The organism is Streptomyces angustmyceticus (assembly GCF_019933235.1).
GTDB classification, from domain to species: domain Bacteria; phylum Actinomycetota; class Actinomycetes; order Streptomycetales; family Streptomycetaceae; genus Streptomyces; species Streptomyces angustmyceticus.
Genome location: NZ_CP082945.1, coordinates 2,565,537 through 2,591,056, shown reverse-complemented (window position 1 = coordinate 2,591,056; position 25,520 = coordinate 2,565,537). Strand labels below are relative to the sequence as shown.

Genomic DNA, 25,520 nt, shown 5'->3' with positions numbered 1-25,520 from the left:
ATTCGCCCTGGATCACCGGACCTTTACGGGGGAAATCCCCGCACCCCCGGCGCTCGCCAATGGCCGGTTGTATGTGCAATCTCCTGGTGCGGGCCTCTTGCGCGGCATACCGTTGCAGCGGGGGGTTGTGAGGCGAACACGCTCCGTCGCAAAGCCCCTAGTCCCGTCCCTAGGCCCCGTCCGTCCCGGCGGGGCCGCGAGAGGAGAACCTCATGTCGCTCGACGTCTCACCGGCCCTCCTCGAACAGGCCGAGCGAGGCGAGGTCGACGAAGCCGCATTTGTCGACTGCGTCCGGACCTCCCTGCCCTATGCATGGGGGATGATCAGCTCTCTGGTGGCCCAGCTGAAGGTGGACGGCGGAGAGTTCGCCGACAATCAGACGCCGCCGCCGGACGAGCAGGCGCGCGGCCAGCTGCTGCGCGCGCTGGCGAGTGACGCCATCCGTGGTTCGCTGGAGCGCCACTTCGGTGTGCGGCTCGCCTTTCAGAACTGCCACCGTGTCGCGGTTTTCCCGCTCGACCCGGTGGTGGACGACCGACTGGCCCGCTTCACTTCCATACGGGGCCAGCTGCTGAACCAGTCGCCCGAACTCCGCGACTGCTGAACGACGTTGCTGCCGCTGCGCACACGGTGGTGACACGCACCGTGCCGGTGCGCCAGCGGCAGCACCACTCACCGGACGACGGCCCCTCCCCGGTACGGCGCCGCCCGCTCGCGTCGCCGACACCGTCCCAGGTCCACGGTCCCCGCCCGCCGTCCGCCGTACCGGGCCCGCTCACCCCACCTGCGGCAGGACCTCGGTGCCCAGCCGGCGGACGTTCTCCTCCGTCGCCGCGAGGTCGCCGGAGCCCTCGACGAGCAGGGCGAAGCGCGTGATGCCCGTGCGCTCCGAGGTCGCCGCCAGCCGGTCCGCGCAGAGTCGCGGCGTGCCGACCGGATGCAGAGCGCACAGCAACTCCGTGTACGCCAGCGGATCGCGCATCGCGCGGTAGCGGCCGTCGACCGTCACATGGGCGCCCAGCCCCTGCCGCAGCCAGCCGGGCATCGCCTTCGTCAGCGTCTCCCGCGCGGCCTCGCGGTCGTCCGCGATCTGCACCACGCCGGCCGAGACGTGCGCGGCCGCGGCCACCTCGTCGCCGTCCAGCCCGGCCTCCCGCGCGGCCGACCGCCACAGCGCGACCATCTCCGCCTTCTCCTCGTCGCCGCAGTGCATGCCCAGCAGCATCGGCAGCCCGCGCGCGGCGGCCGTGCGCACCGACGCGGGGGAGGTGCAGGCGACCACCACCGGCGGGCCCGGGGGAGAGGCCCCCGGATCGTCGGGGTGGAGGAGCGCCTCCGCCGGACGCGGTACGACCGCCACCTCCCGGAACGTATAGCGCTCGCCCTGCGCGCCGACCCGGGGCTCCCGCAGCCAGCGCATCAGCAGATCGAGCGATTCCGGGAAGCCGTGGTCGTACGCGTCGAGTCCGGAACCGAACACCTCCAGATCGACCCAGGGGCCGCCCCGGCCGACGCCGAGCGTGAACCGGCCCTCGGAGGTGAGGTGCAGCAGCGCCGCCTGCTCACCGAGTGCCACCGGATGCTGGGTGGGCAGCACGCTGACCGCCGTGCCGACACCGATCCTGCGGGTCCGTCCCAGCAGCAGCCCGGCCAGCGTCGCCGCGTTCGGGCAGACGCCGTAGGGTACGAAGTGGTGTTCCGCCAGCCAGACGTCGTCGAGTCCGGCCTCCTCCGCAACCTCCGCGGAGCGCACCGCGCGGTGCAGTGCTTCCCCCTGTCCCTGGCCGGGGAATTGAGCGGCCAGGATGAAAGCCCCAACGCGCATCGCTCTCTGCCTCCTCGCAGCCGACGCGACTCCCCAACTGGCAACAACGTCTGACACGTGCCAAGGGCACGGCCTGACGCGAAATTTCCTGATGATCGCAGAATCCTGCCGAGCGGCGTCCACCCCTGACCGCGCCGCGTACGCTGGTGACAGTCCGTGACTCCGTACCTATCCGAGGTGTTCTGTGTCCCCGCGCCGAAACCGCCAGCACGGCGGTGCGAAGCCCATCGACCGCCCGGGCGGTGACCGCTACGGCAGCTCGGGGTCGTCCCCCCTCGGCGGCGGCTGGGAGACGACGGAGGAGTGGCGCGGCGAGGAGTGGGTCGTACGGCCCGTCGGGGGCGGCGGCGCGGCCAAGCACTACCGCTGTCCCGGCTGTGACCAGGAGATTCCGCCCGGGATGCCGCATGTCGTCGCCTGGCCGCGGCACGGCGACGTCGACGACCGCCGGCACTGGCACAAGGCCTGCTGGAAGGCGCGCGACCGCCGCGGCGCACGGCTCCAGCGGTCCCGGAACGCGCCCCGGTACTGAAACAGAGCCCGCCCCGGCACCCCGGACGGGGCGGCGGGACGGGCTCTGCGGGGAGCTGTGGGCGCGGCGTCAGACGTCGCGCTGCAGCATCGCGGCGTAGGCGCCGCCCAGCGCCACCGCGGTCACGCCGGCGAGGATCCCCACGGGGGTCCAGCCGGACGGGCCGGTGGGCAGGAAGGGGATGTCGTACAGCGCCGCGAGGGCGCTGGGGACCGAGTACTCGATCAGGGCCCGCTGGATGTCCTTGAGGCTCTCGCCCTGCAGGAACAGCGCCAGCAGCATCGGCAGCAGCACCACGCCCATCATCGTGCTGATGGCGCCCGCCGAGTGCCGCAGCAGCGCGCCGACGGACAGCGCCAGCAGACCGAGCAGCGCGACGTACAGCCCGGCGCCGAGCGTGGCGCGCAGCCACTGGTCCGTGGTCGGCGCGGGGCCGTTGAGCATCGCGCTGTCGAGCAGGGCGACCACGGTGGTGGCGACCGTCGTGAGCACCAGCGCGAGGGTGAAGAAGACGAGCGCCTTCGCGGTCAGCAGCCGCACACGGCTGGGGCTCGCGGTCAGCGTCGTACGGATCATGCCGGTGCCGTACTCGGACGAGATCGACAGCACCCCCAGGGTGATCACGCACAGGCTGCCGAGCAGGACGCCGACGAAGCCGACGCCGAGCAGCGGGTCCATCTCGCGGTCGGAGCCCGCCGCGAGCGAGGCCAGCAGCCCGATGCCGACGATCAGCAGCAGCATCACGCCCAGCGTCCAGATCGTCGAGCGCACCGAGCGGATCTTCGTCCACTCGGAGGCCAGGGCGTGGCCGAGGTGGGTGGGGCGCACGGGGATGGGCGAGACATAGCCGCCCGGACCGCCGGCGTAGGGCTGCTGGGGGTGCGGGGGGACGGGCGGCTGCGGGGCGGGGGCCTGGGCCTGGGCCGGCTGCGGGGCCTGGGCCGGGGGCTGCTGCGCCTGGAGCATCATCGTGCCGGCGTCCTTGCCGGGGCCGTGTGCCGCGAGCGGCTGGGGTGCCTGCTGGGGCTGGAGCATCATCGTGCCCGGCTCCTTGGCGGGCGCGGGTGCGGGCTGCCCCGGAGCCTGCTGGGCCTGCAGCGTCATGGTGCCCGGGTCCTTGCCGGGGCCGTGTGCCGCGAGCGGCTGCGGTGCCTGCTGGGCCTGCAGCATCATCGTGCCGGCCTCCTTGGCGGGCGCGGGCTGCTGCGCCGGCGACTGCTGCGCCGGCTGTTCCGGGGCGGCGGGCGGCGCCTGGGGCGGGGTGCCCTGCTGGGCCGGCGGGGCGGTGGACGGCATCGGCGGCGCGGCCGGCACCGGCTGCTCCTGCGCGCCGGTGTCGTGGGGTCCGCGCTCAGGCTGCGGCTGGGGCTGCGGCTGCTGAGGGCTGGTCATCGGGCTTCCTCGTGGTGCGGCATGGGCTGGTCGGCGGGGGCGGCGGGCGCCGCGGGCGGCATCGGCGCGGCGGGCTGTTGCCCGTACGGGTGAGGCGCACCGTAGGACGCGGGTGCCCCGTACGGGTGACCCTGGGCCTGCGCGGGCGGCGGGTAGCCCGGCCCCGGAGCGGCCCCGGGCGGCTGCTGGGCGTACGGGTCCTGCTGGGCGTAGGGGTTCGGCTGCCCCTGGGGGACCCCGGCCGGAACCTGGCCGGGGTGACCGGCCGGGAACCCCGGGCCGCCCGCCCCCTGCGGGGCGTACCCGGCGGGGGCGCCCGGCAGGCCGCCCCGCGGGTCGCTGGTCGAGCGGTAGTCCACGGCGCCCTGCGTCATCCGCATGTACGCCTCCTCCAGCGACGCCTGGTGCGGCGACAGCTCCCACAGCCGGACCTCGGCGCGATGCGCGAGGTCGCTGATCCGGGGGAGCGGCAGGCCGGTCACCCGCAGCGCGCCGTCCGGCTCGGGCGTGACCTGCCCGCCGGCCTCACCGAGCGCGGCGGTCAGCTTCTCGCGCTGCTCCGGCTCGGTGTCGGGGGTCCGCACCCGGGCGAAATCGGCGGAGTTGGCCGAGATGAAGTCCTTCACCGGCATGTCCGCCATCAGCTGGCCGCGGCCGATCACGATCAGGTGCTCGGCGGTCAGCGCCATTTCGCTCATCAGATGCGAGGAGACGAAGACCGTCCGGCCCTCGGACGCCAGCTGCTTCATCAGATTGCGCACCCACAGGATGCCTTCGGGGTCGAGGCCGTTGACCGGCTCGTCGAAGAGCAGCACCTGCGGGTCGCCGAGCAGCGCCGCGGCGATACCCAGCCGCTGGCCCATGCCGAGCGAGAAGCCCTTGGACCGCCGCCCCGCGACGTCCTGCAGACCGACCACCCCGAGCACCTCGTCGACCCGGCGGGCCGGGATGCCGGACAACTGGGCGAGGGAGAGCAGATGCTGGCGCGCGCTGCGCCCGCCGTGCACGGCCTTGGCGTCCAGCAGCGCGCCCACCTGGCGCGAGGCGTTGGGGAGGCTGCGGAAGGGGCGGCCGGCGATGGTGGCCCGTCCCGAGGTCGGTGCGTCCAGGCCCAGGATCATGCGCATCGTGGTCGACTTGCCGGAGCCGTTGGGCCCCAGGAAGCCGGTCACCGTGCCCGGCCGCACCTGGAACGACAGGTTGTGCACGGCCGTCTTGGCGCCGTAGCGCTTCGTCAGGCCGACTGCCTCGATCATTCTCCGCCCCTCGCGAGATGGTCGGGGCAGAGGCGCCCTCGTGCCCCCGTGAGGGTTAGGAGGCTATCCGGCGGTTGACGGTTCCCGTCAATCGCCTCCGCACCGGGCGCTCCACGGGGCTGCGGTGCCGCCGTCCCCCAGGGCGCGCTGCCCCGGAAGCGGCCGGGACCGCGCCCGGCCCGCCAGGCGTCGCGCCGGTCAGGCGTCCCGCCGCTTGAGGACCACGTACCCGCCGATGAGCGCCGCCGCCGTCCAGGCGATCATGATGGCCAGTCCGCCCCACGGGCCGTACGGCACATCGCTGTTGGCGGGCGTCACCACCTGCATGATCTTCGAACCCGCCTGGTCCGGCAGGAAGCGCCCGACCTTCTGGGTCGCCGGGACATTGCCCAGGATGTTGGAGATGAGGAAGAAGAACGGCATCAGGATGCCGAGCGACAGCATCGGACTGCGCAGCATCGTGGCCACGCCCATCGAGAACAGCGCGATCAGCGTCATGTAGAGCCCGCCGCCGATCACCGCGCGCAGCACGCCCGGATCGCCGATGTACGCCCGCAGATCGCCCAGCACCGTCTGACCGGCGAAGAACGTCACGAAGCTGGTCGCCAGGCCGACGACGAAGACCAGCGCGGTGGCCACCAGCAGCTTGCAGAACAGAAAGGTGCCGCGCTGCGGTACGGCCGCCAGGGAGGCGCGGATCATGCCGGTGCTGTACTCGTTCGACACCACCAGCACACCGAAGACGATCATCGCCAGCTGGCCCAGCCCCATCCCGGCGAAACTGATGTTGGTCGCGTCGAACGACAGCCGGGCCCTGGCCGGCATCGAGTTGAAGTCGCTGTTGGTCAGGCTGCAGATCAGCACGCCGACCCCGATGGTGACCACCACGGCGATGCCCAGCGTCCACACCGTGGACCGCACCGACCTGATCTTGGTCCACTCCGACCGAATGACCTGCCCGACCGCCGCCATCCGTCAGCTCCTCTTCTTCTTCTGCCAGTCCGCACCCCAGCCGGTCGGCTGCGGCTCGCCCGGCCGTGCCCCGGCCGCCTGCGGTTGTCCCGGGCGCTGCATCGCCGGCGGCCCTCCGGCCTGCGCCGGCACCGGCTCGCCGTCGTGCGCGTGGTACTCCACCGACTCCGCCGTCAGCTGCATGAACGCCTCCTCCAGGGATGCCTGCTGGGGGCTCAGCTCATGGAGCACCAGCTGATGCCGGGCGGCCAGTTCGCCCAGCCGCTCCGCGGGCACCCCGTCGACCTCCAGCGAGCCGTTGCCGGCCGCCACCGCCTGGATGCCCTCGGCGTGCAGCAGATCCAGCAGCTTCTCCTGCTCCGGGGACCGCATCCGTACGTACGACCGCGAGTTCTGGCGGATGAACTCCTTCATCGAGGTGTCCGCCATCAGCCGGCCCTGCCCGATCACGATCAGGTGCTCGGCGGTCACCGCCATCTCGCTCATCAGGTGCGAGGAGACGAAGACCGTCCGGCCCTGGGCCGCGAGGTTCTGCATGAGGGTGCGGATCCAGTGGATGCCCTCGGGGTCGAGGCCGTTGACCGGCTCGTCGAAGAGCAGCACCTGCGGGTCGCCGAGCAGCGCCGCGGCGATGCCCAGCCGCTGGCTCATCCCGAGCGAGAACCCCTTCGTCCGCTTCCTGGCGACGGTGTTCAGCCCCACGGTGTCCAGCACCTCGCCGACCCGCCTGCGGGGAATGCCGTTGCTCTGCGCCAGGCACAGCAGATGGTTGGCGGCGCTCCGGCCGCCGTGCACCGCCTTCGCCTCCAGCAGCGCCCCGATGTACGTCAGCGGGTCTCGCAGCTGCCGGTAGTGCTTGCCGTCGATCCGGACCGTGCCCGACGTGGGATTGTCCAGGTCGAGCATCATCCGCATGGTCGTCGACTTGCCGGCGCCGTTGGGACCGAGGAAGCCGGTGACGATGCCGGGCCGCACCGTGAAGGTGAGGTGGTCCACGGCGACCTTGTCGCCGTAATGCTTGGTCAGCCCCTCGAGCTCGATCATGTACAGCACGCTAGGCGCGCTCCGTGGCCCCTGCCACCGGGGCGGGGCCGCCCGGCTGACCCCCCCCGTACGCACCGCACCCCCGCGCCGCCACAGAGGCGGTACGGGGGCGCGGGACCGTCGCGGAACCCGCCCGGCCGGCGTCGGCCGGGGTGGGGGTACCTCCCAGCGGCAGCTGGGGGAGGGTCAGCGGGTCTGCTGGGCCGGGACGCCGCGGGAGGCGGTTTCGTCCTCGCCCGGGGCGCCGGCCGCGGCCACCGCCGCGCCGGTCAGCGTGGCCAGCATCTCGCGGACGTTGGTCAGCTGGGCGTTGATGGAGTCGCGGCGGTTGGTCAGCGCCGCCAGCTCGCGCTCCGATTCGCTGCGGATACGATCCGCCTTCGCGTTGGCGTCCGCCACGATGTCCTCGGCCTGACGCTGCGCGGTCTCCACCGTCTGGCGGGCCCGGCGCTCCGCGTCCGTACGCAGCTTCTCGGCCTCCAGGCGGAGCTGCTCGGCGCGGTGCTCGATCTCCGCGAGGCGCTTCTCGGCCTTGGCCTGACGCGAGGCCAGGTCGCGCTCGGACTGCTCACGGCGCTTGGCGAGGTTGGTCTCGAAGTCGGCCGCGGCCTGCGCCGCCTTGGCCCGGGTCTCCTCGAAGAGGGAGTCCGCCTCCTCGCGCTTGGACTGCGCGTCCTTCTGTGCCTCGGCACGCAGCGCGGCCGCCTCGCCCTTGGCCTTCTCGACGATCCGGGAGCCCTCGTCCTCCGCCTTCGCCTTCCGGTCGGTGGCGAACTGCTCGGCGTCGTTACGGACCTGCTGGGCGGCCGACTCGGCCAGCTCGCGGTGCTGCTCGGCGGCCCGGCGGGCCTCCTCGCGCAGATCCTTCGCCTCCTCCTCGGCGAGACGGAGGATCTTCTCCACACGCGCTCCGAGGCCCGCGTAGGACGGTTCGGCGTCATTGACCTGCGCCTGGGCGTTCTGCGTCTCGAGGTGCAGCTCCTCGATCCGCTTTTCCAGCGACGTGATGCGGGCCAGCGCGCTGTCGCGGTCGGCGACGAGCTTCGTAATGCGGTCGTCCACCTGACCGCGGTCGTACCCACGCCGCACGAGCTCGAAGCCGAAGGGGGAGGAAGTGTCGCTCATGGGGTTCCTGTCGAAGAGACCGGTGAGGTGATAAGGAGAATCCTAGGGGCCACAACGGCGTGTCATCGAGTCATTGCCGGTTTGATCTGGAGAATGACCCCTCATTTGAGTGGCTACCCTTCAGACTGCTTGCCACTCGAACGAGTTGCCCCCGCGCCCGCGGCCGCCTTCACCCCACCGCCCTTGCCCTCCCCGTTTCCACCGGGTCCCTCGAACGACTCCAGGGCCTCCAGCACGTCCTGCACACGGGAGATTTCGGTGTTGATGTCCTCCCGCCGGCGCACCAGGACCTCCAGCTCCCGCTTGCCCTCGTCCACGATCCGGGCGGCCTCCGCCTCGGCCTCGGTGCGCATCCGCTCCGCGTCGCGCACCGCCGCGGCCTTCTTGTTCTCCGCCTCCTTGATCAGGCCCTCGGCCTTCTTCACCGCCGAGATCCGGACCTTGCTCGCCTCGCTGTTCGCGTCCGCCACCATCCGGTCGGCCTTCTCCTCGGCCTCCACCTGCTGGGCCGTGGCCTGCGCGATGAGCTTGTCGACCCGCTCGCCGGCGTTCTTCATCGTCTCCGCGGACTCCCGGCGGGCCCGCTCGTGCAGCTCCTCGACCTCGGACTCGATCCGCTGGCGCAGCTCCTCGGCGCGCTCGCGGATGCCGGTGGCGTCGCCGCGGGCCTCCTCCAGCAGGGTGTTCGCGTCGGCACGGGCCTTCTCCACCCGGGCGTTGCCGTCGGCGGACGCCTCCGCCAGGAGCCGGTCGGCCTCCTTGCGGGCCGCGCCCACCATCGTGTCGGCCTGCTCCTCGGCGGCGGTGGCGGCCTTCAGCGCCTCCTCCTGGGCCTTGGCGACGAGCTGGTCCGCCTGCTCGGCCGCGTCCCCGCGGCGCTTGGCGGCGTCCTTCCGCGCCTCGTCGAGGAGCTGGTCCGCCTCCTGCTGCGCCTGGGCGCGGGTCCGCTCGGCCGCCGCCTCGGCGTCCTCCTTGACCTTCGCGGACTCGCCGCGGGTGCGGGTGGCGTGCTCCTGCGCGGCGGTGACCGTCTCGGCCGCCTCCGCCCGCAGCCGGTCCGCCTCCGCGGTCGCCGTCGCGATCATGCGGTCCGCCTGCTCCCGGGCGTCGGCCCGGGTACGGTCCGCGTCCCGCTCGGCGTCCGCGGTCGTCTCCGCCGCCTCCGCGCGCAGCCGGTCCGCCTCGGTCGCGGCCTCCGACATCAGCTGGTCGGCCTGCTCGGCCGCGTCCGAACGCGTCTTGTTGGCCGCCTCGCGCGCCTGGTCGCCGGTCCGCTCGGCGTCCAGCCGGGCCGTCTCCAGCGCCTCGGCCGCCTCGGTCCGCAGCCGCTCCGCCGCCTCGGTCGCCTCCGCCACCAGGGCCTGCGCCTGCTGCTCGCCCTCGGCCCGCAGCCGCTCGGCGGCCTGCTGGGCCTCCTGGACCGTACGGTCCGCGTCGTCCTGCGCCGACGACGTCAGCTCGGTCGCCTCGGTGACGATCCGTTCGGCCTCCGCGCGCGCCTCGGTGACCAGGCGGTCGGCCTGCTCGGCGGCGTCCGTACGCATCCGGTTCGCGTCGTTGCGCGCCTCCGCACGGGCCCGCGCCGCGTCCTGCTCGCCCGCGGCCAGCGCGTCCGAGGCGTCGGTGCGCAGCTGCTGCGCCTTGGCCGTGGCGTCCGCGACCAGCTTCTCGGCCTGCGCGGTCGCCTCCGCCACCAGCCGGTCGGCCTGCTCGGCGGCCTGCGTACGCGCCGTGTCGGCGTCCCGGCGCGCCTCGTCGAGCACCCCGGCCGCCTCCGTACGGAGCGCCTCGGCCTCCTCGATGGCCTCGGCGACCGCCCGCTCCGCCAGGACCTTCGCGGCCTCCTGGGCCTCCTGGGCCTCCTGCCGCGCCCGCGCCGCGTCCTGCGAGGCGCGCTCCCGCTCCTCGTAGGCGTCCTTGCGGACCCGGTCCGCCTCGTCCTGGGCCTCGGCCCTGGTGCGCTCCGCGGCGTGCTCGGCCGCCGAACGCAGCCCCGCGATCTCCTCGCCGGCCTGCTCGTGCAGCCCCGCGACCGCGTCCCGCACCTGCTGCGCGGTCTGCTCCGCCGCCGCCACCAGCTCGCCCGCGCGCCGGTCCGCTTCCTCGACGAGCCGCTCGGCCTCCTCCTGCGCCTCGCCCACCCGGGTACGGGCCGACGCCAGCAGCTCCTCGCTCTGCTCGCGCGCCGCGGTGCGCTCCTGGTGGGCCTCCTCGCGGGCCTCGCCCAGCTGCTGCTCGGCCTCCCGGCGCCGCCGCGCGGCCTCCTCCTGGGCCGCCGCCAGCGCCTGCGCCGCTTCCGCGCCGGTGCGCTCCGCGGCCGTCGCGGCCTCGGCGCGCACCCGGTCCGCGGTCTCCTGCGCCTCCGCCTTCAGCCGCTCCGCCTCGGCCGACGCCTCGTCGCGCAGCCGCGTCGCCACCGCCTCGGCCTCGGCACGGGCCGACGAGGCGTCGGACGCGGCCTCGTCGCGCAGCCGCTCGGCCTCCTCCTCGGCCTGCTGCTGCAGCGTCCGGCGCCGCTCCGCCGACTCCGCCTTGAGCCGGGCCGCGTCCTCCTGGGTCTCCCGGCGCAGCCGCTCCGCCTCCGCGCGGGCGTCGCGCAGCGTCCGCTCGGCGGCGGTGACCTTCTCCTCCGCCTCGCCGTGCAGCCGGTCCAGCTCGGCCTGCGCGTCGGCCCGCAGCTCCTCCGCGGCCGCTTCGGCCTCCGCGCGCAGCCGCGCGGCGGACTCCTCGGCCTCGGTGGTCACCATCTCCGCGGCCTGGGCGCCCTCGGTGAGCAGCTCCTCGCCCTCGGACCGGGCCCGCTCCAGCGCCTCCTCGGCCTGCCGGCGCAGCGCGGTGGCCCGCTCGATGGCCTCCGTCCGCACCCGCTCGCTCTCCGCGACGGCGCTCGAACGGGTCTCCTCGGCATCGGCCTTGGCCTTGCCCAGCAGCTCCTCGGCGGACCCGGCCGCCTCCTCGATCTGCTGGACCGCCTCCCGGCGGGCCTCGCTGCGGATCCGCTCGCCCTCGGCGACCGCGTCCGCGCGCAGCTGCTCGGCCTCGCCGCGCAGCCGCCGCGCCTCCTCCTGGAGTTCGGCGGTCTTGGCGCGGTACTCCTTGGTGTCGTCCTTCGCCGCGCCCTTGAGCTGGGCCGCGGTGTCGTGGGCCTCCTCGCGCAGCCGGTCCGCCTCGGACTCGGCCTCGCTGCGCAGCCGTTCGGCCTCCTCCGCGGCCGCCTTGGTGGTGGCCTTGGCGTCCTCCGAGGCCTTGTTCAGCACCTCCTCGGCGGTGCGGGCGGCCTTCGCCAGCTGGGCCGCGGCGTCCTCCGACGCCTTGGAGCGGGCGGTCTCCTCCGCCTCGGCGATCAGCCGGTCCGCCTCCGCGCGGGCGTCCTCGCGCAGTTGCTCGGCCTCGGCCTTGAGCGCCTCGGCGTCCTTGGTGGCCTCGCCGACCAGCCGGGCGATCTCCGCCTTGGCCGTACGGGTGCGCTGCTCGTTGTCCGACTCGGCCGCAGTCAGCCGCTTGGTGGCGCTCTGCTGCGCCTCCTCGACCAGCTTCTCGGCCTCGGCGCGGGCGTCGCGCAGCGCCTTGTCGGCCTCCTGGACGCGGGCCTCGGCGGTACGGGTCAGCTCCGCGGCCTGGCGGCGGGCCTCCTCCGACTCGGTGCCGACGCTGGTGCGCAGCTGCTCGGCCTGATCGGTGGCCTCCTGGGCCTGGTTGGAGGCGGCGTTCAGCAGCCGCTCGGCGTCCGTGCGGGCGCGGCGCAGGATGCTTTCCGCTTCGGCGCGGGCCTCCTCGGCCGCGGTGCCGAGCCGCTCGCGGGCGCGCTCGGCCAGCCGATGGGCCTCGTCCCGCGCGGCCGACAGGGCCTGTTCGGCCTCCCGGCGGGACTCCTCCATCAGCCGGCGGGCCTGCGCCTCCGTCCGGGCCCGCAGCTGTTCGGCCCAGGCGACGTTCTCGTTGACGTGCGACTCGACGGTCTGCCGGCGCTCGTTGAGCTCCTCGTCGAGCCGCTGGCGCCGGGTGACGGCCTCGGCGTGCAGCTCGGCCTCCAGCCGGGACTGCCGCTCGGCCTGCTCCTGCAGCAGCCGCTGGGTCTGCGCCCGTGCCTCGCGCAGCTCGCGCTCGGCGTCCGTACGCAGTTGGTCCGCCTGGATCTGCGCATTGCGCAGCATCTGCTCGGCCTGATGACTGACGTTGTCGTAGGCAGGACGGGTCGCGAGGTTGCGGCGCGCCTCATGCAGCTTGGCGCGCAGCACCTCGACCTGGTAGCCGAGGTCGTCGGCGTGCTGGACGGCCTTGTCCCGCTCGCTCTTCAGCCGCTCCATCTCGGCCTCGAACTGCGAGAGGTGGTCGTCAGCCTCGTAGCGGTCGTTGCCCCGCACTGCGCGGTCCCATCCGTCCCCTGGTCATGGTGGCGGCCGTCTCCGGTCCTGCGGTGCTCGTCCCGTACACGTCACGTCGTACCGGACTCGCGCCCATCGGAGCTGACCCTTCCGAAGAAATGGTGTCAGATCATCGGCAGAGTATGGACCGAGCCCCACTCCCTTACCCCGGCCGAAGCTGCACTCTACCGGCCGGGGAAGGTGAAGGTCAGTGGTCTTCGGAGGTGGCGGGCGCCGCGGTGACGAGTTCGGTGAGCACTCCGTGACAATCCTTGGGGTGCAGGAAGGTGATCCGCGACCCCATCGAACCCGTCCTGGGCTCGTCGTACAGGACCCGGACGCCCTTGCCGCGGATGTCCGCGGAGTCGCCGTCCACGTCCGCGGTGCCGAAGGCGATGTGATGGACGCCCTCGCCGTTCTTGGCAAGCCACTTGCCCACCGCGGAGTCCTCGCGGGTGGGTTCCAGGAGCTGCAGATACGAGGCGCCGCCGTCCGACGTCCCATTGATTTTGATCATGGCTTCCCGGACTCCCTGCTCCTCGTTGACCTCGGTGTGGAACACCTCGAAGCCGTACGTGGCACGGTAGAACTCGACAGTCTTGTCGAGGTCGAAACAGGCGATCCCGATGTGGTCGATTCGCGTCAGCATGGCTCCAGTGCACCCCTCTCACGGCTGGTTACGCAACGTGCGCGCGATCACACCCGCTTGCCGGTGACCCGGCGCGTACCGCTCAGTACATTGACGGGAACCCTCGTTAACTTCCCTGCAAAGGAAGGCCGCACCGCATGTCTGCAACGAACGGCACGAACGGCACCACCTCAGTGATCGTGGCGGGAGCGCGCACCCCCATGGGGCGGCTCCTGGGATCCCTGCGGACCTTCTCCGGCGCCGACCTGGGCGCCGTCGCCATCAAGGCGGCACTGGACCGGGCGGGCATCGGCGGCGACCAGGTGCAGTACGTGATCATGGGCCAGGTGCTCCAGGCCGGCGCGGGGCAGATCCCGGCACGCCAGGCCGCCGTCAAGGCCGGCATCCCCATGAACGTCCCCGCGCTGACCGTCAACAAGGTCTGCCTCTCCGGCCTCGACGCCATCGCGCTCGCCGACCAGCTCATCCGCGCGGGTGAGTTCGACGTCGTCGTGGCCGGCGGCCAGGAGTCCATGACCAACGCCCCGCACCTGCTCCCGAAGTCCCGCGAGGGCTTCAAGTACGGCGCCGTCGAGATGCTCGACGCGATGGCCCACGACGGCCTCACCGACGCCTACGAGGGCATCGCGATGGGCGAGTCGACCGAGAAGCACAACACCCGTTTGGGCATCGCCCGTCCGGAGCAGGACGAGATCGCGGCGCGCTCCCACCAGCGGGCCGCCGCCGCCCAGAAGAACGGGCTCTTCGAGGCCGAGATCACCCCCGTCGAGATCCCGCAGCGCAAGGGCGAGCCGGTCGTCTTCAGCAAGGACGAGGGCATCCGCGGCGAAACCACCGCGGAGTCGCTCGGCAAGCTCCGCCCGGCCTTCGCCAAGGACGGCACGATCACCGCCGGCACCTCCTCGCAGATCTCCGACGGCGCCGCCGCCGTCGTCGTGATGAGCAAGGCCAGGGCCGAGGCCCTCGGCCTCGAATGGATCGCGGAGATCGGCGCCCACGGCAACGTCGCCGGCCCCGACAACTCCCTCCAGTCCCAGCCGTCCAACGCGATCAACCACGCGCTGGGCAAGGACGGACTGACCGTCGACGATCTTGACCTGATCGAGATCAACGAGGCGTTCGCGGCCGTCGCCGTGCAGTCGATGAAGGACCTCGGGGTGTCCCCGGAAAAGGTGAATGTCAACGGCGGCGCCATCGCGCTGGGTCACCCGATCGGGATGTCCGGAGCCCGCATCGTGCTGCACCTCGCGCTGGAGCTGCGCCGGCGGGGCGGCGGCGTGGGTGCCGCCGCGCTCTGCGGCGGCGGCGGTCAGGGCGACGCGCTGATCATCCGGGTACCGGGTAAGTAACCGAAGTGCCCGTACGCGCACGCGTACGGGCGGGCCGATTCGCGCACGAGCGAACCGAAGGAGCCGAGCGGCGATGGTGGACGTCCCACAGCTGGTGGAGCAGGCACGGCAGGGCCGGCCGAGGGCCGTGGCCCGGCTGATCTCCCTCGTGGAGGGGGCGTCACCGGAGCTGCGCGAGGTGATGGCGGCCCTGGCGCCGCTCACCGGCAACGCCTATGTGGTCGGGCTGACCGGGTCGCCCGGCGTCGGGAAGTCCACCACCACCTCCGCGCTGGTGACGGCCTACCGCAAGACGGGCAAACGGGTCGGCGTCCTCGCCGTCGACCCGTCCTCGCCGTTCTCCGGCGGCGCGCTCCTCGGCGACCGTGTACGGATGAGCGAGCACGCCTCCGATCCCGGCGTCTACATCCGCTCGATGGCCACCCGCGGCCATCTGGGCGGCCTGGCCTGGGCCGCGCCCCAGGCGATCCGGGTCCTCGACGCGGCGGGCTGCGACGTGGTCCTCGTCGAGACCGTCGGCGTCGGCCAGTCCGAGGTCGAGATCGCCTCGCAGGCCGACACCAGCGTGGTGCTGCTCGCGCCCGGCATGGGCGACGGCATCCAGGCGGCCAAGGCCGGAATCCTGGAGATCGGCGACGTCTACGTCGTCAACAAGGCCGACCGCGACGGCGCCGACGCCACCGCGCGCGAGCTCAACCACATGCTGGGGCTGGGCGAATCCCGCACGCCCGGCGACTGGCGGCCGCCGATCGTCAAGACGGTCGCGGCGCGGGGCGAGGGGGTCGACGAGGTCGTCGAGGCCCTGGAGAAGCACCGCGCCTGGATGGAGGAACGCGGCGTCCTGGCCGAGCGGCGCCGCTCGCGCGCGGCGCACGAGGTCGAGACGATCGCGGTCACGGCGCTGCGGGAGCGGATCGGTGACCTGCGGGGGGACCAGCGGCTGGACGCGCTGGCGGAGCGGATCGTCTCCGGCGAGACGGATCCGTATCGGGCGGCGGATGAGTTGGTCGACGGGTTGACGAACGGGGGCTGACGGCCCCGGGGGCCGTTGTTTGTCTGCGGGCCGGTTGTGGCTGGGCGCGCAGTTCCCCGCGCCCCTTTGGGGCGCCGTTGTGCCGGCCTCCGTTTGGTCGCTTGCGTGGGTGTGGGCTGGCGTCGTGCGGAGTTCGTGAGTGCCGCGGGGGCCGGAGGGGACGCACCGGCACCCGTCCTCGGCGCGGGCGCATCTGGTACGTGGAATTGGTTGCCCCGGCGTTCGCTCCGGTCCTGCGGGCGGGTCCCGGTACATCCCCTCCGACCGTCCGACGTTGCCGACTGCGGCCCGGTGGCACCGTCCCTCACCGACCACGCGCTCGGCTTTGGCCAAGCCCTCGCCCGGAACGCGTCCGGCGCCCGATGACGACTGCCGGGCAGCCCCGAAGCAGGCATGGGCACGGCCAGATCCCTGCCAAGGGGCCAGCTCGGAGCCGTAACGGTGATCGGTACGGCGGGACAGCCGCCAGCGCTCGGTGGTCGGAGGGGATGTCCGGTGCCCCGCCCGCAGGACCGGAGCGAACGCCGGGGTGCCTTCTGCGCGTACCAGATGCGCCCGCGCCGAGGACGGGGTACCGGGCGTCCCCTCCGGCCCCCCCACCCACAGGCAATGGGCGAAACGGCCCCGGCCACAGACAACCCCGGCCCCCGCCCACAACGCTGTGGACGGGGCCGGGTGAATGGCGTCGGGGATCAGTCGTCCGCGCCGTCGTTGTCGTCGTCGTCCGAGTCATCCGCCGGAGCGGCGGTCAGCTTGCCGGACTGCGGGTCGACCAGGAGCTTGTGCTCCTTGCCGTTGTGGGTGGTCGTCTCGACCTCCCAGACGGCCTTGCCGTGGTCGTCGTCGTCCAGGTCGACGGAGGTCACCGTGCCGTGCGAGGCGGCGCTGCGGGCGGCGGCCGCGGCGTCGGTGCGGGCGCTGCGGGCGGCGGCGCGCTCCTGGGCGTCGTCGTCCTCGTCCTGGTCGACGTGCTGGTTCAGCACCCGCGCGTTGCCGGCGTCGAGGGTGATCTCGTGCCACTTGCCGTCCTTGCCCAGCACGTCCGCGTCCCAGACCAGGCCGGGGCGGTCCGCGTCGAGGTCGAGGCCGGTCACGGTGCCGGGGACGGCCTTGAGGGCGGCGGCCGCGGCGTCCGGGGCGGTCACCTTGGCGGCCTTGGCCTCGCGGAGGTCCTGGCCGCTGGTGTCGTCGTCCGGCAGACGGATGCTGGAGCGGCCGTCCTGCACCTGGGCGGTGCCGGTGGCCTGCGCACCCGCGTGGTGGGGGGACGTCTGTGCCGGGAGACTGCCGCCGGAGGCGGCGCTGGCGGAGCCGGTGTCGTTGCTGACGGCGACGGCGGTGACCGTGCCGCCGGCGACGAGGGCGGCCGCGGCGGCGGTGGCGATGATCAGATGGCGCTTCATGTGTGTTCTCCCCTTGCGATCGGCTGTGTCCACACACTCGCCGAACGAAGCTGAAGGGGACCTGAAGGTGCCTGAAGGGGGCTTCAGGAACGGGATGGCATGGTGAGCGCATGCACCCGCCTGTCACCCGCCACGGTCCGCCCGGAGGCGCGCGCCGCCCGTTTCGTCTGCTGATCGTCGAGGACGAGAAGCGGCTGGCCCTGTCGCTGGCCAAGGGCCTGATGGCCGAGGGCTACGCGGTGGACGTGGTGCACGACGGGCGGGAGGGGCTGCGCCGGGCCACGGAGGACGGCTATGACCTGATCGTGCTCGACATCATGCTGCCGGGGATGAACGGCTACCGCGTGTGCGGGGCGCTGCGGGCGGCAGGGCACGAGGTGCCGGTGCTGATGCTGACGGCCAAGGACGGCGAGTACGACGAGGCCGAGGGGCTGGACACCGGGGCCGACGACTACCTGACCAAGCCGTTCTCGTACGTGGTGCTGGTGGCGCGGGTGAAGGCGCTGCTGCGCCGGCACGGCCGGAGCGCGCCGCCGCTGCTGCGGGTGGGGGCGCTGAGCATCGACCAGGGCGCGCGGCGGGTGGAGCGGGACGGCACGGAAGTGGCGCTGCCGGCGAAGGAGTTCGCGGTGCTGGAGCAGCTGGCGCTGCGCGCGGGCGAGGTGGTCTCGAAGGCGGAGATCCTGGAGCACGTCTGGGACTTCGCCTACGAGGGCGACGTCAACATCATCGAGGTGTATGTGAGCGCGCTGCGGCGCAAGCTCGGTGCCGGGCACATCGTGACGGTGCGCGGCGCCGGGTACCGGCTGGTGGCGGGTGAGTAGGGTGCTGGGTTCCGTACGGGCCAGGGCGGCGGCCGGCGCGACCGCGGTGGTGGCGCTGGCGCTGATCGCGGCGGGGACCGCGGTGCTGCTGGTGCTGCGCGCCAATCTGCAGGACCAGGCGGGGCTGCAGGCGGAGGTCGCGGCGCGGGAGGTGGCCGCGCAGATCGCGACGGGCACGGCGTACGGCAAGCTGGATCTGCCGGACGGCGAGGACCATCCGGTGGTGGTCGCCGGTGACGGCGGGCGGGTGCTGGCGGTCGGCGAGGACGTGCGGGCCGTCGACGGGAAGCCGGTGCGCGCGCAGCAGAAGCCGGGAACGGCGGGCGCGGGGCCGTCGGAGGACGACGACGATGACGACGACCGGAGCGGGCTCGGGCCCGGTGAGGTCGACGACGACGTCGTCCTGCGGGACGGGACGGCGCAGGTCGACGGGAAGGTGGCCGACTACCGGTTCGCGGTGGTCGAGGCCAAGGACACCCGCGGCGGGAAGGCGACGGTGCGGGCGGGGTCGGCGCTGGCGCCGGAGCAGGAGGCCGTGGGGTCGGTACGGACGGCCATGCTGATCGGGCTGCCGCTGCTGTGCGTGGTGGTGGCGGGGGTGACCTGGCTGGTGACGCGGCGGGCGCTGCGGCCGGTGGAGGGCATCCGCGGGGAGATGGCCGCGATCACGGCGAGTGCGGATCTGAGCCGCCGGGTGCCGGTGCCGTCGTCGCAGGACGAGGTGGGCCGGCTGGCGCGGACGACCAACGAGACGCTGGCGGCGCTGGAGTCGTCCGTGGAGCGGCAGCGGCGGTTCGTCGCGGACGCCTCGCACGAGCTGCGCAGCCCGATCGCGAGTCTGCGGACCCAGCTCGAAGTGGGGGTGGCGCATCCGGAGTTGCTGGACGTGCCCGGTGCGGTGGAGGACACCGTGCGGCTGCAGCGGCTGGCGGCGGACCTGCTGCTGCTGGCGCGCCTGGACGCGGGGGAGCGGCCGGCGGACGCCCGGGTCGAGCTGGCGGCGATGGTGCGCGAGGAGACCTCGCAGCGGGTCGGTGACCGGGTCCCGGTGCGGGTCGGGGAGCTGACGGGCGGGGAAGTGGCCGGGTCGCGCACGCAGTTGGCGCGGGTGCTGGGCAACCTTCTCGACAACGCGCAGCGGCATGCCGCCGCGTCCGTGCGGGTGTCAGTGGTGCGCGAGGGGGAGTGGGCCGTGCTGCGGGTCGAGGACGACGGGCCCGGGGTGCCGGAGGGCGAGCGGGAGCGGATCTTCGAGCGGTTCGTCCGGCTCGACGACGCGCGGGCGCGGGACGACGGCGGGGCCGGGCTGGGGCTGGCCATCGCGCGGGACGTGGCGGTGCGGCACGGCGGCTCGCTGGGCGTGCGCACGGGGTCGGCCTTCGAGCTGCGGCTGCCGCTGGCCGGCTGATCCGGCGAGGCCCTGACCCACCGGCCCCGGCCCTGGCGGGGGCCGAGGCCGGCCGGTCAGAGGCCGCCGCGCTCCTTGCGGAGGTGTGCGGCGACGGGGGCGAGGGAGGTGCGGAGCGCCTGGAGGTCCTCGGCGGCGAACAGGTCGATGAAGTGCTTGCGGACCGAGGCGACATGGTGCGGGGCGACCCGGCGCATGGTGTCCCAGCCCTCGTCGGTGAGCACGGCGTAGAGGCCACGGCGGTCCGACTCGCAGCTCTCGCGGCGCACCAGTCCGGCGTTCTCCATCCGGGTGATCTGGTGGGAGAGACGGCTCTTGGACTGCAGGGTGCTGGCTGCCAGGTCGCTCATCCGCAGGCGGCGGTCCTCGGCCTCGGAGAGGTTGACCAGGATCTCGTAGTCGTTGTTCGTCAGGCCGAACGGCTGCAGATCGCGTTCGAGTTGGTGCATCAGCAGCCTGCTGACGTCCAGGTGGGTGCGCCAGGCACACTGCTCCTGGTCGGTCAGCCAGGGGGTGTCACTGTCGGTCGTCATGGAATGATTCTACCCGTAAAAGTTGAATAATGAATTAATTGGGTGGGGGTGGTGGCTCCGGCGGCCGGGGCCGGACGTGGGTCAGACGTTCGAGGTCACCGTCCGCAGACTACCGCTCACAGCCCGAAGCGGCGTTGGAGGCTCCCGAGGTTGCCGGGGAGCTGGGGCAGTTGTGAGCCACTTTGCGGAACGTGTCCGCCCCCGCCCGGAACGCCCGCCTCGGTCGGTACCGCACCGGTCTCCAGCTCCGGCATCAGCACCTCCGTGGACTGCAGCAGGACGGTGCCGGCGCCGACGAACTCGAACTGGTGCTCCTCGCCGGACGCGCCGCCGATCCCGGTGTGCGCCCGCAGTCCGCCCAGGAATCCCCGCAGGTACTGGTGGTCGTAGTGGTGGCACGGGGAGGGGCAGTCGGCCCAGCCGACGAGCGCCTGCGGGTCCACCCGGATCGGCGGCTCCATGAAGACCACCGGGCCGTTGGAGGCGGCCACGAACTTCCCCGTCCCGATCAGGGTCAGGAAGCCCGGGATGATCGACTGCTTCAGCGCGAGAGATGGCTGAAAGGCGAGCAAGTTGCCCGAGCGAATCGTCAGGTTGCCGTCCTCCAGGTCGAAGGAGTTCACATCGAAGGCGCGGTCCGCGAGCAGCATCTTTCCGCGGCCCTCGGCGACGACCCAGTCCGCGGCGTGCAGTGGCGAATGGAAACTGCCGGCGATCAGGCGGTCCAGGCGGCCGTGTCCGATGCCGTGGAAGTCGATCTGCCCGTAGTAGGCGATCATCTTCCCCTTCTGCAGGAACCACTGGCCGTTCAGATCCACGCTGAAGGCGTAGGGGTTGACGTTGTCGTCGACGGGGAGCGACGAGGCGTCGTGGACGACGGGACCGGTCACAGCTTTTCCTCCGACGCCTGTACGTAGACGGTGCCCTGGCCCGACAGCTCCAGCTGGAAGGCCTCGCCCGAGCCGCGGCCGACCATGTCCCGCCAGCCGAGCGCCGTGGACAGTTTGTTGCGGATGTCGCCGCGGTGGGCGACGTACGCCTGCGGGTCGACGTGGACCGGGCGCTGGGGCGTGATCGGCAGCTCGACGACGCCGCCGTGCGCCATCACGGCGGCCGAGCCGACACCCCCCAGGGTGGTGGTGAACAGGCCCTGGCCGGTGACCTGGCCGCGCACCATGCCCATCACCCCGCCCTGCGAGCCCATGAACATCGTGCCCTGCTGGAGCGAGCCGTCGAAGGCCAGCAGCCGGTCGGCCTCGACGTAGAGGGTCTCGCCGGTGAGGTCGACGACGTGGACGTGGTGGCCGCCGTGGCCGAACATGACGGTTCCCGTGCCCTCCACGGTCATCAGGGGGGTGGCCTCGCCGGCGATCCGGCGGCCGATCATGGAGCCGACGCCGCCCTGGCCGCCCTGGATGTTCGGGGTGAAGGCGACCTCGCCGCGGTAGGCGAGCATCGCGCCGCGCTGGCTGTACAGCCGCTGGCCCGGCCCGATCCTGGCCTCCACCATGCGGGAGTTGAGCACCGTGAACGGCATCAGACCTCACCTCCCACGGTGTTGCGCTCGCTGGGCTGGACGTAGACCAGGCCCTCGCCCTCGAAGCGGATCTGGAAGGACTCGCCGGAGCCCTCCCCGAGGACGGTGCGGAAGTTCACCCCGGACTGGAGGTGCTGCCTGAGGTCGCCGGTGTGGGCGACATAGGCGCCCGGGTCCACCTGGAGGGGGTACTGCTTGGTGACCCGCAGCACCACGGCGGGGCCGTCGGAGACGATCGCCGCCTGGCCGCTGCCCTCGACGGTGGTGGTGAACAGGCCGTTGCCCTGGGAGGCGCCGCGCAGGCCGGTGAAGGTCGTGCCCGTCCGCAGCGCGGCGTCCGTGCACAGCAGGTTGCCCGCCTCGACGTACAGCTTCTCGCCCTGCAGCCGCACCAGGTTGATCTCGCTGGCGCGGTCCGCGAAGTAGCAGGTGCCGTGGCCCTTCACCTCCATCACGGCCATCTGCTCGCCCGTGAGCCGCCGGGTGACCATGCCGCGCAGGCCCTCGCCGCCACCGGACATCTTCTTGAACGACATCTGGCCGTCGTACGCGACCATCGCACCGTTTTTCGCCTTGACGGCGTCGCCCGTCATGTCGACGGCGAGCACCTTGCTCCCCTGGAGCCGAAACTGAGCCACGGGTCAGACGGTAGTCGGCCGCGGGCGTGCGGGGCAGGCCCTTTGGCCCTGATATCGCCCTGATATCGCCCCGGCGTCTCCCGGGCGGCGGCCCGGGGCCGGCCCGCGCCTGCCCCGGGCGCGGTGATCGCCGAGGGGGCTGTAACAATGGGGCGGAAGTTTGTGAACTCTTGCACAAGCGGTGTGCCCGCCCGTCGCCCGACCTCCACCCCCAGAAGACGGCGCTGCGCGCCGACTGCCCATCTGTCGCCCGACCTCCACCCCCAGAAGACGGCGCTGCGCGCCGATAGCCCATCTGTCGCCCGAACGAGGTTCCCGTGGACATCAAAACCGCCGCCGCCCTGCACCGACTGCGCCTGGCCTCCATCCCGGAGGCGCTCTCCTTCCCGGCGCTGCTGATCTTCGGTACCGGCTTCCGCCTGGCCTTCGACTACGACTCGCTGGTGATGCCGCTCGGCATGATCCACGGCCTGCTCTTCATCACCTACGTGGTGCTGCTGCTGGACGTGTGGAACCGCACCAAGTGGCCCGTCAAACGCGTCGCCCTCTTCTTCGCCCTCGCGATCGTGCCGTTCGGCGGCCTCTTCGGCGACCGGATCCTCAAGCGCGAGGAGGAGGCCGGCGTGATCGCGTCCCGCGCCCGCAAGGAAGGCGTCGTCAACGCATGATCGTCGCCTTCTCCGTGAGCCCGCTGGGCGTCGGCGAGGACGTCGGCGCGTACGTCGCCGACGCGGTCCGGGTCGTCCGCGAGTCGGGTCTGCCGCACCGCACGGACGCGATGTTCACCTCCCTCGAGGGGGAGTGGGACGAGGTCATGGACGTCGTCAAGCGCGCGGTCGCGGCGGTCGAGGCGCGCTGCGGCCGGGTCTCCCTGGTGCTCAAGGCCGACATCCGGCCCGGCGTCACCGACGGGCTGACCTCGAAGGTGGAGACCGTGGAGCGCTACCTCGCCGAGGGCGACCGCCGGGCCTGAGCGGCCACCGCCGCACCCCGCGCCCGGCCGGCCGTCGGGCCCGGTCTCAGCCGCCCGCCGCCAGGGTGATCCCCAGCGGGGTCCGTTCGTAGAGCACCTGATGTCCGTGCCGGCGCGAGGTCAGCAGACCGGCGTCGCGCAGCACGGACAGGTGCGCCGACACGGAGGACGGCGCCAGGGAGAGCCGGTGGGCCAGCGCCGTCGTGGTCGACGGCGCGTCGAGGGCGGCCAGTACGGCGGCACGGTTCGCGCCCAGCAGCCGCGTCAGCGCCGGGCCGGTCTCCGGCTCGGTCCACAGCCCGCCGATGCCGCGCGCCGGATAGAGGACGGTCGGCTGCCACGGCGGGTCGAACCCGCTGATCACGTCCGGCCACACGAAGACGCTGGGCAGCAGCAGCACCCCGCGGCCGTCCAGGTCCTGCATCTGGGCGAAGTCGGTACGGGTACGGACCGTCAGGGTGTCCCCCGACCACGACAGCCGCGGGTGCAGATCGGCGAACAGCCCCTGCAGCCCGCCGTCCGCCAACTGGCGCGACCGGTAGGCGATCTCGGCCTCCAGCAGCGCCCGCAGCCGCGGCCAGTCCGGGGCGATCAGCGTCCGCCAGGCGCGTTCGGTGACCTCGGCCAGTTCGCGCACCGCACCCGCCGGATCCGCCAGCGCCGCCCGGCCGCGCGCCGACCGCGCCGCATCCGGCCTGCCCGCCAGCGACTTGGCCATCTCGGCGCGGGCCAGGTCCGGGTCGGTGGCGCGCAGCCGCGCCAGCTCCTCGTCGAAGCCGGCCACCGGGGTGCCCGGCGGGCGGCCCAGGAAGTCCGGTGTGTAGCCCGCCGGCGGCATGAAGAGCCACAGCGGCGTCAGGTCCAGGCCGGCCAGCTTCTCGCGCATCCGGCGCAGCCAGGGCGTGTGGTAACCGTGCCGGTCGGCGCGGCGCAGGGTGCGGACCGCCTCATGGGTCTCGCACAGCGCGGAGACGGCGAACCGGATGCGCAGCAGGTCGTCGGCGCCGAAGTGCAGGTTCACCGGCATGGCCGTACACGCTCCCCCCGAGCCGGGATTCGGCTGCGGCCGAAACAATACGGGCCGGAACGGGCGTCCGGCAGGCTGCCGCCATGCCCTCTTCCCCCGGGCCCGTGCCGCCGGGCCGCCCTTCCGCCTGCCCCGACGCGGGCGCCGCCACCGGAGCCGCGGCCCGCGCCGACGGGGCCTTCGCCGACGGGGCTCTTGCCGACGGGGGCCTCGCCGACGGGGGCCTCGCCGACGGCCGGCCGTGCGCCGACGAGGCCCGTACCGGTGACGGCCCCCGCGCCGACGAGGCCGCTACCGGTCGCGGCCCCCGCGCCGGTGCGGACGGCGCCGTCGGCTACCGCGCCGTCTTCGCCGTCCCCGAGTTCCGGTTCGTCTTCGCCGCGCATCTGCTGTCCGCGCTCGGCGTGGTCGTCTGCGAGATCGCGCTGTCCGTCCTCGTCTTCCGGATCTCCGGGTCGCCGCTGCTGAGCGCGCTGACCCTGGCGCTGGGGCTGCTGCCGTACGTCGTCGGCGGGACGCTGCTGTCTGCGGTCGCCGACCGGTATCCGGCCCGGCGGGTCCTGGTCTGCTGCGATGTGCTGTGCGCGCTGGCGGCGGCGGGGATGGTGGCGCCGGGCACGCCGGTCGCGGTCCTGCTGGTGCTGCGCTGTGTGCTCGCGGCCGTCGCGCCGGTCTTCGCCGGGACCCGGGCCGCGACGCTGGGGGAGATCCTCGGCGAGGGCGAGCTGTTCGTGCTGGGGCGCTCGGTGATCCGCCTGGTGAACCAGAGCGCGCAGCTCGCCGGGTTCGGGGCGGGCGGCCTGCTGCTCGCCGTGGCCACCCCGCGGGCGGTGCTCGCGATCACCGCCGGGACGTTCCTCGGCTCGGCGCTGCTGCTGCGGCTGGGGACGGCGGCGCGGCCGGCGCGCGACGGGGCGCCGGACGCGCGGCGCGGGGCGCTGCTGGGGGCCTCGCTGGGCGGGGTCCGGCTGCTGCTGGCCGACCGCAGGGTGCGGGCGCTGCTGTTGCTGACGTGGCTGCCGCCGTCGCTCCTCGTCGTCCCGGAGGCGCTGCTGATCCCCTATGCCGGTCTGCTCGGCGCAGGACCGGCGGGCATGGGGCTGCTGATGTGCAGCATGCCGCTGGGGGCGGTGGTGGCCGAGAGCCTGGCGGGCTCGTTCCTCGGCTCGCGCGCCCGCGCCCGGCTGACCTTCCCGATGGGCCTCTTCGCGGTGCTGCCGTCCCTCGGGTTCGCGGTGCAGCCCTCGCTCGGCTGGGCGGTGGTGCTGCTCGTGCTGACCGGTACCGGGATCACGTACAACTTCGGCGTGGACCGCTGGTTCGTCGACGCGGTGCCCGAGAAGCTGCTGGGGCAGGCGATGACGGTGATGCAGGCCGGCCGGATGACGCTGATGGGCCTGGCGATGGGGCTGGCCGGTGTCGCCGCGGAGTACGCGCCGCTGCGGGTCGTGATGCCGACCGCCGGAGTGGTGGGGGTGCTCTGTGTGCCGCTGGTGATCCGGGAGGTGCGGCGTACGGCGCCGGGCCGGGCGGCGGGGGCGGCCCGGACGGTCGCCGGCGGGCTGCGCGGGCCGACCGGGCCCCTTCCGGATACCGAAAACTGAGACACCCCCTACCAGCATATGAGCGCCGGGT

Annotated in this window: 23 protein-coding genes; 9 read left to right on the top strand and 14 right to left on the bottom strand. The window is 73.3% G+C overall.

All coding sequences use genetic code 11. The annotated features are described in order from the left end of the window. The first annotated feature begins 212 nt into the window (after positions 1-212). Positions 213-605, top strand: a complete 393-nt coding sequence (locus K7396_RS11610) for an SCO5389 family protein (RefSeq protein WP_030080104.1) — start codon at positions 213-215, stop codon at positions 603-605. Between the two features lie 171 nt (positions 606-776). On the opposite strand, the gene K7396_RS11605 is transcribed toward K7396_RS11610, so the two are convergent. After that, positions 777-1,826: an LLM class flavin-dependent oxidoreductase gene (locus K7396_RS11605; protein ID WP_086718273.1), complete on the bottom strand. Its 1,050-nt coding sequence runs from the start codon at positions 1,824-1,826 to the stop codon at positions 777-779. A 184-nt stretch (positions 1,827-2,010) separates the two neighbouring features. Between K7396_RS11605 and K7396_RS11600 the strand changes: the two genes are divergently transcribed. Next, the gene (locus K7396_RS11600) at positions 2,011-2,358 is read left to right on the top strand and encodes an ATP/GTP-binding protein (protein WP_086718272.1); all 348 of its coding nucleotides are present in this window, start codon (positions 2,011-2,013) and stop codon (positions 2,356-2,358) included. Positions 2,359-2,427: 69 nt separating this feature from the next. Here the strand turns inward: K7396_RS11600 and K7396_RS11595 are convergent, their stop codons facing one another. The 7 genes from K7396_RS11595 to mce all read right to left on the bottom strand — a co-directional run bounded on the left by K7396_RS11595 (position 2,428) and on the right by mce (position 13,160). Further along, positions 2,428-3,750 (bottom strand): ABC transporter permease, encoded by a 1,323-nt coding sequence (locus K7396_RS11595; protein WP_398686450.1) that lies wholly within the window; start codon positions 3,748-3,750, stop codon positions 2,428-2,430. Beyond that, entirely contained in the window at positions 3,747-5,006 is a 1,260-nt protein-coding gene (locus K7396_RS11590) for an ABC transporter ATP-binding protein (RefSeq protein ID WP_086719744.1), read from the bottom strand. Before K7396_RS11590 ends, K7396_RS11595 begins: the two co-directional genes overlap by 4 nt. Before the next feature lie 198 nt (positions 5,007-5,204). Next, the gene (locus tag K7396_RS11585; protein ID WP_086719745.1) at positions 5,205-5,978 is read right to left on the bottom strand and encodes an ABC transporter permease; all 774 of its coding nucleotides are present in this window, start codon (positions 5,976-5,978) and stop codon (positions 5,205-5,207) included. A 3-nt stretch (positions 5,979-5,981) separates the two neighbouring features. Continuing rightward, on the bottom strand, positions 5,982-7,022 hold the full coding sequence (locus tag K7396_RS11580) for an ABC transporter ATP-binding protein (RefSeq protein WP_086719750.1): 1,041 nt from the start codon (positions 7,020-7,022) through the stop codon (positions 5,982-5,984). 186 nt (positions 7,023-7,208) lie between these two features. Further along, on the bottom strand, positions 7,209-8,147 hold the full coding sequence (locus K7396_RS11575; protein WP_086719746.1) for a coiled-coil domain-containing protein: 939 nt from the start codon (positions 8,145-8,147) through the stop codon (positions 7,209-7,211). A gap of 113 nt (positions 8,148-8,260) precedes the next feature. Continuing rightward, positions 8,261-12,511, bottom strand: coding sequence for a polarized growth protein Scy (scy, locus tag K7396_RS11570; protein ID WP_086719747.1), 4,251 nt, complete (start codon positions 12,509-12,511; stop codon positions 8,261-8,263). 208 nt (positions 12,512-12,719) lie between these two features. Further along, the gene (mce, locus tag K7396_RS11565; protein ID WP_086719748.1) at positions 12,720-13,160 is read right to left on the bottom strand and encodes a methylmalonyl-CoA epimerase; all 441 of its coding nucleotides are present in this window, start codon (positions 13,158-13,160) and stop codon (positions 12,720-12,722) included. A 173-nt stretch (positions 13,161-13,333) separates the two neighbouring features. Here mce and K7396_RS11560 point away from each other — a divergent pair, with 173 nt between their 5' ends. Together K7396_RS11560 and meaB are read left to right on the top strand one after the other, a co-directional pair. Further along, positions 13,334-14,509: an acetyl-CoA C-acetyltransferase gene (locus K7396_RS11560; RefSeq protein WP_086719751.1), complete on the top strand. Its 1,176-nt coding sequence runs from the start codon at positions 13,334-13,336 to the stop codon at positions 14,507-14,509. Between the two features lie 73 nt (positions 14,510-14,582). Continuing rightward, entirely contained in the window at positions 14,583-15,542 is a 960-nt protein-coding gene (gene meaB / locus K7396_RS11555; protein ID WP_086719749.1) for a methylmalonyl Co-A mutase-associated GTPase MeaB, read from the top strand. A 692-nt stretch (positions 15,543-16,234) separates the two neighbouring features. On the opposite strand, the gene K7396_RS11550 is transcribed toward meaB, so the two are convergent. After that, a complete protein-coding gene (locus K7396_RS11550) occupies positions 16,235-16,945 on the bottom strand; it encodes a PepSY domain-containing protein (RefSeq protein WP_086716913.1) in 711 nt (236 codons plus the stop codon). 110 nt (positions 16,946-17,055) lie between these two features. Here K7396_RS11550 and K7396_RS11545 point away from each other — a divergent pair, with 110 nt between their 5' ends. Next, entirely contained in the window at positions 17,056-17,769 is a 714-nt protein-coding gene (locus K7396_RS11545) for a response regulator transcription factor (protein WP_086716912.1), read from the top strand. Between the two features lie 4 nt (positions 17,770-17,773). Then, positions 17,774-19,177 (top strand): sensor histidine kinase, encoded by a 1,404-nt coding sequence (locus K7396_RS11540; RefSeq protein WP_086716916.1) that lies wholly within the window; start codon positions 17,774-17,776, stop codon positions 19,175-19,177. A gap of 56 nt (positions 19,178-19,233) precedes the next feature. On the opposite strand, the gene K7396_RS11535 is transcribed toward K7396_RS11540, so the two are convergent. The 4 genes from K7396_RS11535 to K7396_RS11520 all read right to left on the bottom strand — a co-directional run bounded on the left by K7396_RS11535 (position 19,234) and on the right by K7396_RS11520 (position 21,885). After that, complete coding sequence (locus K7396_RS11535) at positions 19,234-19,710, bottom strand: MarR family winged helix-turn-helix transcriptional regulator (protein ID WP_086716911.1); 477 nt, start codon at positions 19,708-19,710, stop codon at positions 19,234-19,236. 116 nt (positions 19,711-19,826) lie between these two features. Beyond that, on the bottom strand, positions 19,827-20,600 hold the full coding sequence (locus tag K7396_RS11530; protein ID WP_086716910.1) for an AIM24 family protein: 774 nt from the start codon (positions 20,598-20,600) through the stop codon (positions 19,827-19,829). Further along, positions 20,597-21,247 carry an AIM24 family protein gene (locus tag K7396_RS11525; RefSeq protein ID WP_086716909.1) on the bottom strand — a complete coding sequence of 217 codons (651 nt, stop codon included), beginning with the start codon at positions 21,245-21,247 and terminating at the stop codon, positions 20,597-20,599. The genes K7396_RS11530 and K7396_RS11525 overlap by 4 nt, the downstream gene beginning before the upstream one ends. Continuing rightward, entirely contained in the window at positions 21,247-21,885 is a 639-nt protein-coding gene (locus tag K7396_RS11520) for an AIM24 family protein (protein WP_086716908.1), read from the bottom strand. Before K7396_RS11520 ends, K7396_RS11525 begins: the two co-directional genes overlap by 1 nt. 317 nt (positions 21,886-22,202) lie before the next feature. On the opposite strand from K7396_RS11520, the gene K7396_RS11515 reads away from it, so the two are divergent. Further along, positions 22,203-22,553, top strand: coding sequence for a DUF3817 domain-containing protein (locus tag K7396_RS11515; protein WP_086716907.1), 351 nt, complete (start codon positions 22,203-22,205; stop codon positions 22,551-22,553). Next, positions 22,550-22,858 carry an MTH1187 family thiamine-binding protein gene (locus tag K7396_RS11510; RefSeq protein WP_086716906.1) on the top strand — a complete coding sequence of 103 codons (309 nt, stop codon included), beginning with the start codon at positions 22,550-22,552 and terminating at the stop codon, positions 22,856-22,858. The genes K7396_RS11515 and K7396_RS11510 overlap by 4 nt, the downstream gene beginning before the upstream one ends. Positions 22,859-22,904: 46 nt before the next feature. On the opposite strand, the gene K7396_RS11505 is transcribed toward K7396_RS11510, so the two are convergent. Continuing rightward, complete coding sequence (locus K7396_RS11505) at positions 22,905-23,885, bottom strand: ArsR/SmtB family transcription factor (protein WP_086716905.1); 981 nt, start codon at positions 23,883-23,885, stop codon at positions 22,905-22,907. A gap of 83 nt (positions 23,886-23,968) precedes the next feature. On the opposite strand from K7396_RS11505, the gene K7396_RS11500 reads away from it, so the two are divergent. Then, positions 23,969-25,489 carry an MFS transporter gene (locus tag K7396_RS11500; protein WP_223659882.1) on the top strand — a complete coding sequence of 507 codons (1,521 nt, stop codon included), beginning with the start codon at positions 23,969-23,971 and terminating at the stop codon, positions 25,487-25,489. Positions 25,490-25,520 lie beyond the last annotated feature (31 nt).

What these genes read in the sequence shown, in the direction of transcription:
- K7396_RS11585 (WP_086719745.1), bottom strand. Translation starts at nt 5,978, where the DNA reads ATGGCGGCGGTCGGGCAGGTCATTCGGTCGGAGTGGACCAAGATCAGG.
- K7396_RS11605 (WP_086718273.1), bottom strand. Translation starts at nt 1,826, where the DNA reads ATGCGCGTTGGGGCTTTCATCCTGGCCGCTCAATTCCCCGGCCAGGGA.
- K7396_RS11575 (WP_086719746.1), bottom strand. Translation starts at nt 8,147, where the DNA reads ATGAGCGACACTTCCTCCCCCTTCGGCTTCGAGCTCGTGCGGCGTGGG.
- K7396_RS11500 (WP_223659882.1), top strand. Translation starts at nt 23,969, where the DNA reads ATGCCCTCTTCCCCCGGGCCCGTGCCGCCGGGCCGCCCTTCCGCCTGC.
- K7396_RS11590 (WP_086719744.1), bottom strand. Translation starts at nt 5,006, where the DNA reads ATGATCGAGGCAGTCGGCCTGACGAAGCGCTACGGCGCCAAGACGGCC.
- K7396_RS11510 (WP_086716906.1), top strand. Translation starts at nt 22,550, where the DNA reads ATGATCGTCGCCTTCTCCGTGAGCCCGCTGGGCGTCGGCGAGGACGTC.
- K7396_RS11505 (WP_086716905.1), bottom strand. Translation starts at nt 23,885, where the DNA reads ATGCCGGTGAACCTGCACTTCGGCGCCGACGACCTGCTGCGCATCCGG.
- K7396_RS11550 (WP_086716913.1), bottom strand. Translation starts at nt 16,945, where the DNA reads ATGAAGCGCCATCTGATCATCGCCACCGCCGCCGCGGCCGCCCTCGTC.
- K7396_RS11535 (WP_086716911.1), bottom strand. Translation starts at nt 19,710, where the DNA reads ATGACGACCGACAGTGACACCCCCTGGCTGACCGACCAGGAGCAGTGT.
- mce (WP_086719748.1), bottom strand. Translation starts at nt 13,160, where the DNA reads ATGCTGACGCGAATCGACCACATCGGGATCGCCTGTTTCGACCTCGAC.
- K7396_RS11580 (WP_086719750.1), bottom strand. Translation starts at nt 7,022, where the DNA reads ATGATCGAGCTCGAGGGGCTGACCAAGCATTACGGCGACAAGGTCGCC.
- K7396_RS11610 (WP_030080104.1), top strand. Translation starts at nt 213, where the DNA reads ATGTCGCTCGACGTCTCACCGGCCCTCCTCGAACAGGCCGAGCGAGGC.
- K7396_RS11595 (WP_398686450.1), bottom strand. Translation starts at nt 3,750, where the DNA reads ATGACCAGCCCTCAGCAGCCGCAGCCCCAGCCGCAGCCTGAGCGCGGA.
- K7396_RS11545 (WP_086716912.1), top strand. Translation starts at nt 17,056, where the DNA reads ATGCACCCGCCTGTCACCCGCCACGGTCCGCCCGGAGGCGCGCGCCGC.
- meaB (WP_086719749.1), top strand. Translation starts at nt 14,583, where the DNA reads ATGGTGGACGTCCCACAGCTGGTGGAGCAGGCACGGCAGGGCCGGCCG.
- K7396_RS11525 (WP_086716909.1), bottom strand. Translation starts at nt 21,247, where the DNA reads ATGCCGTTCACGGTGCTCAACTCCCGCATGGTGGAGGCCAGGATCGGG.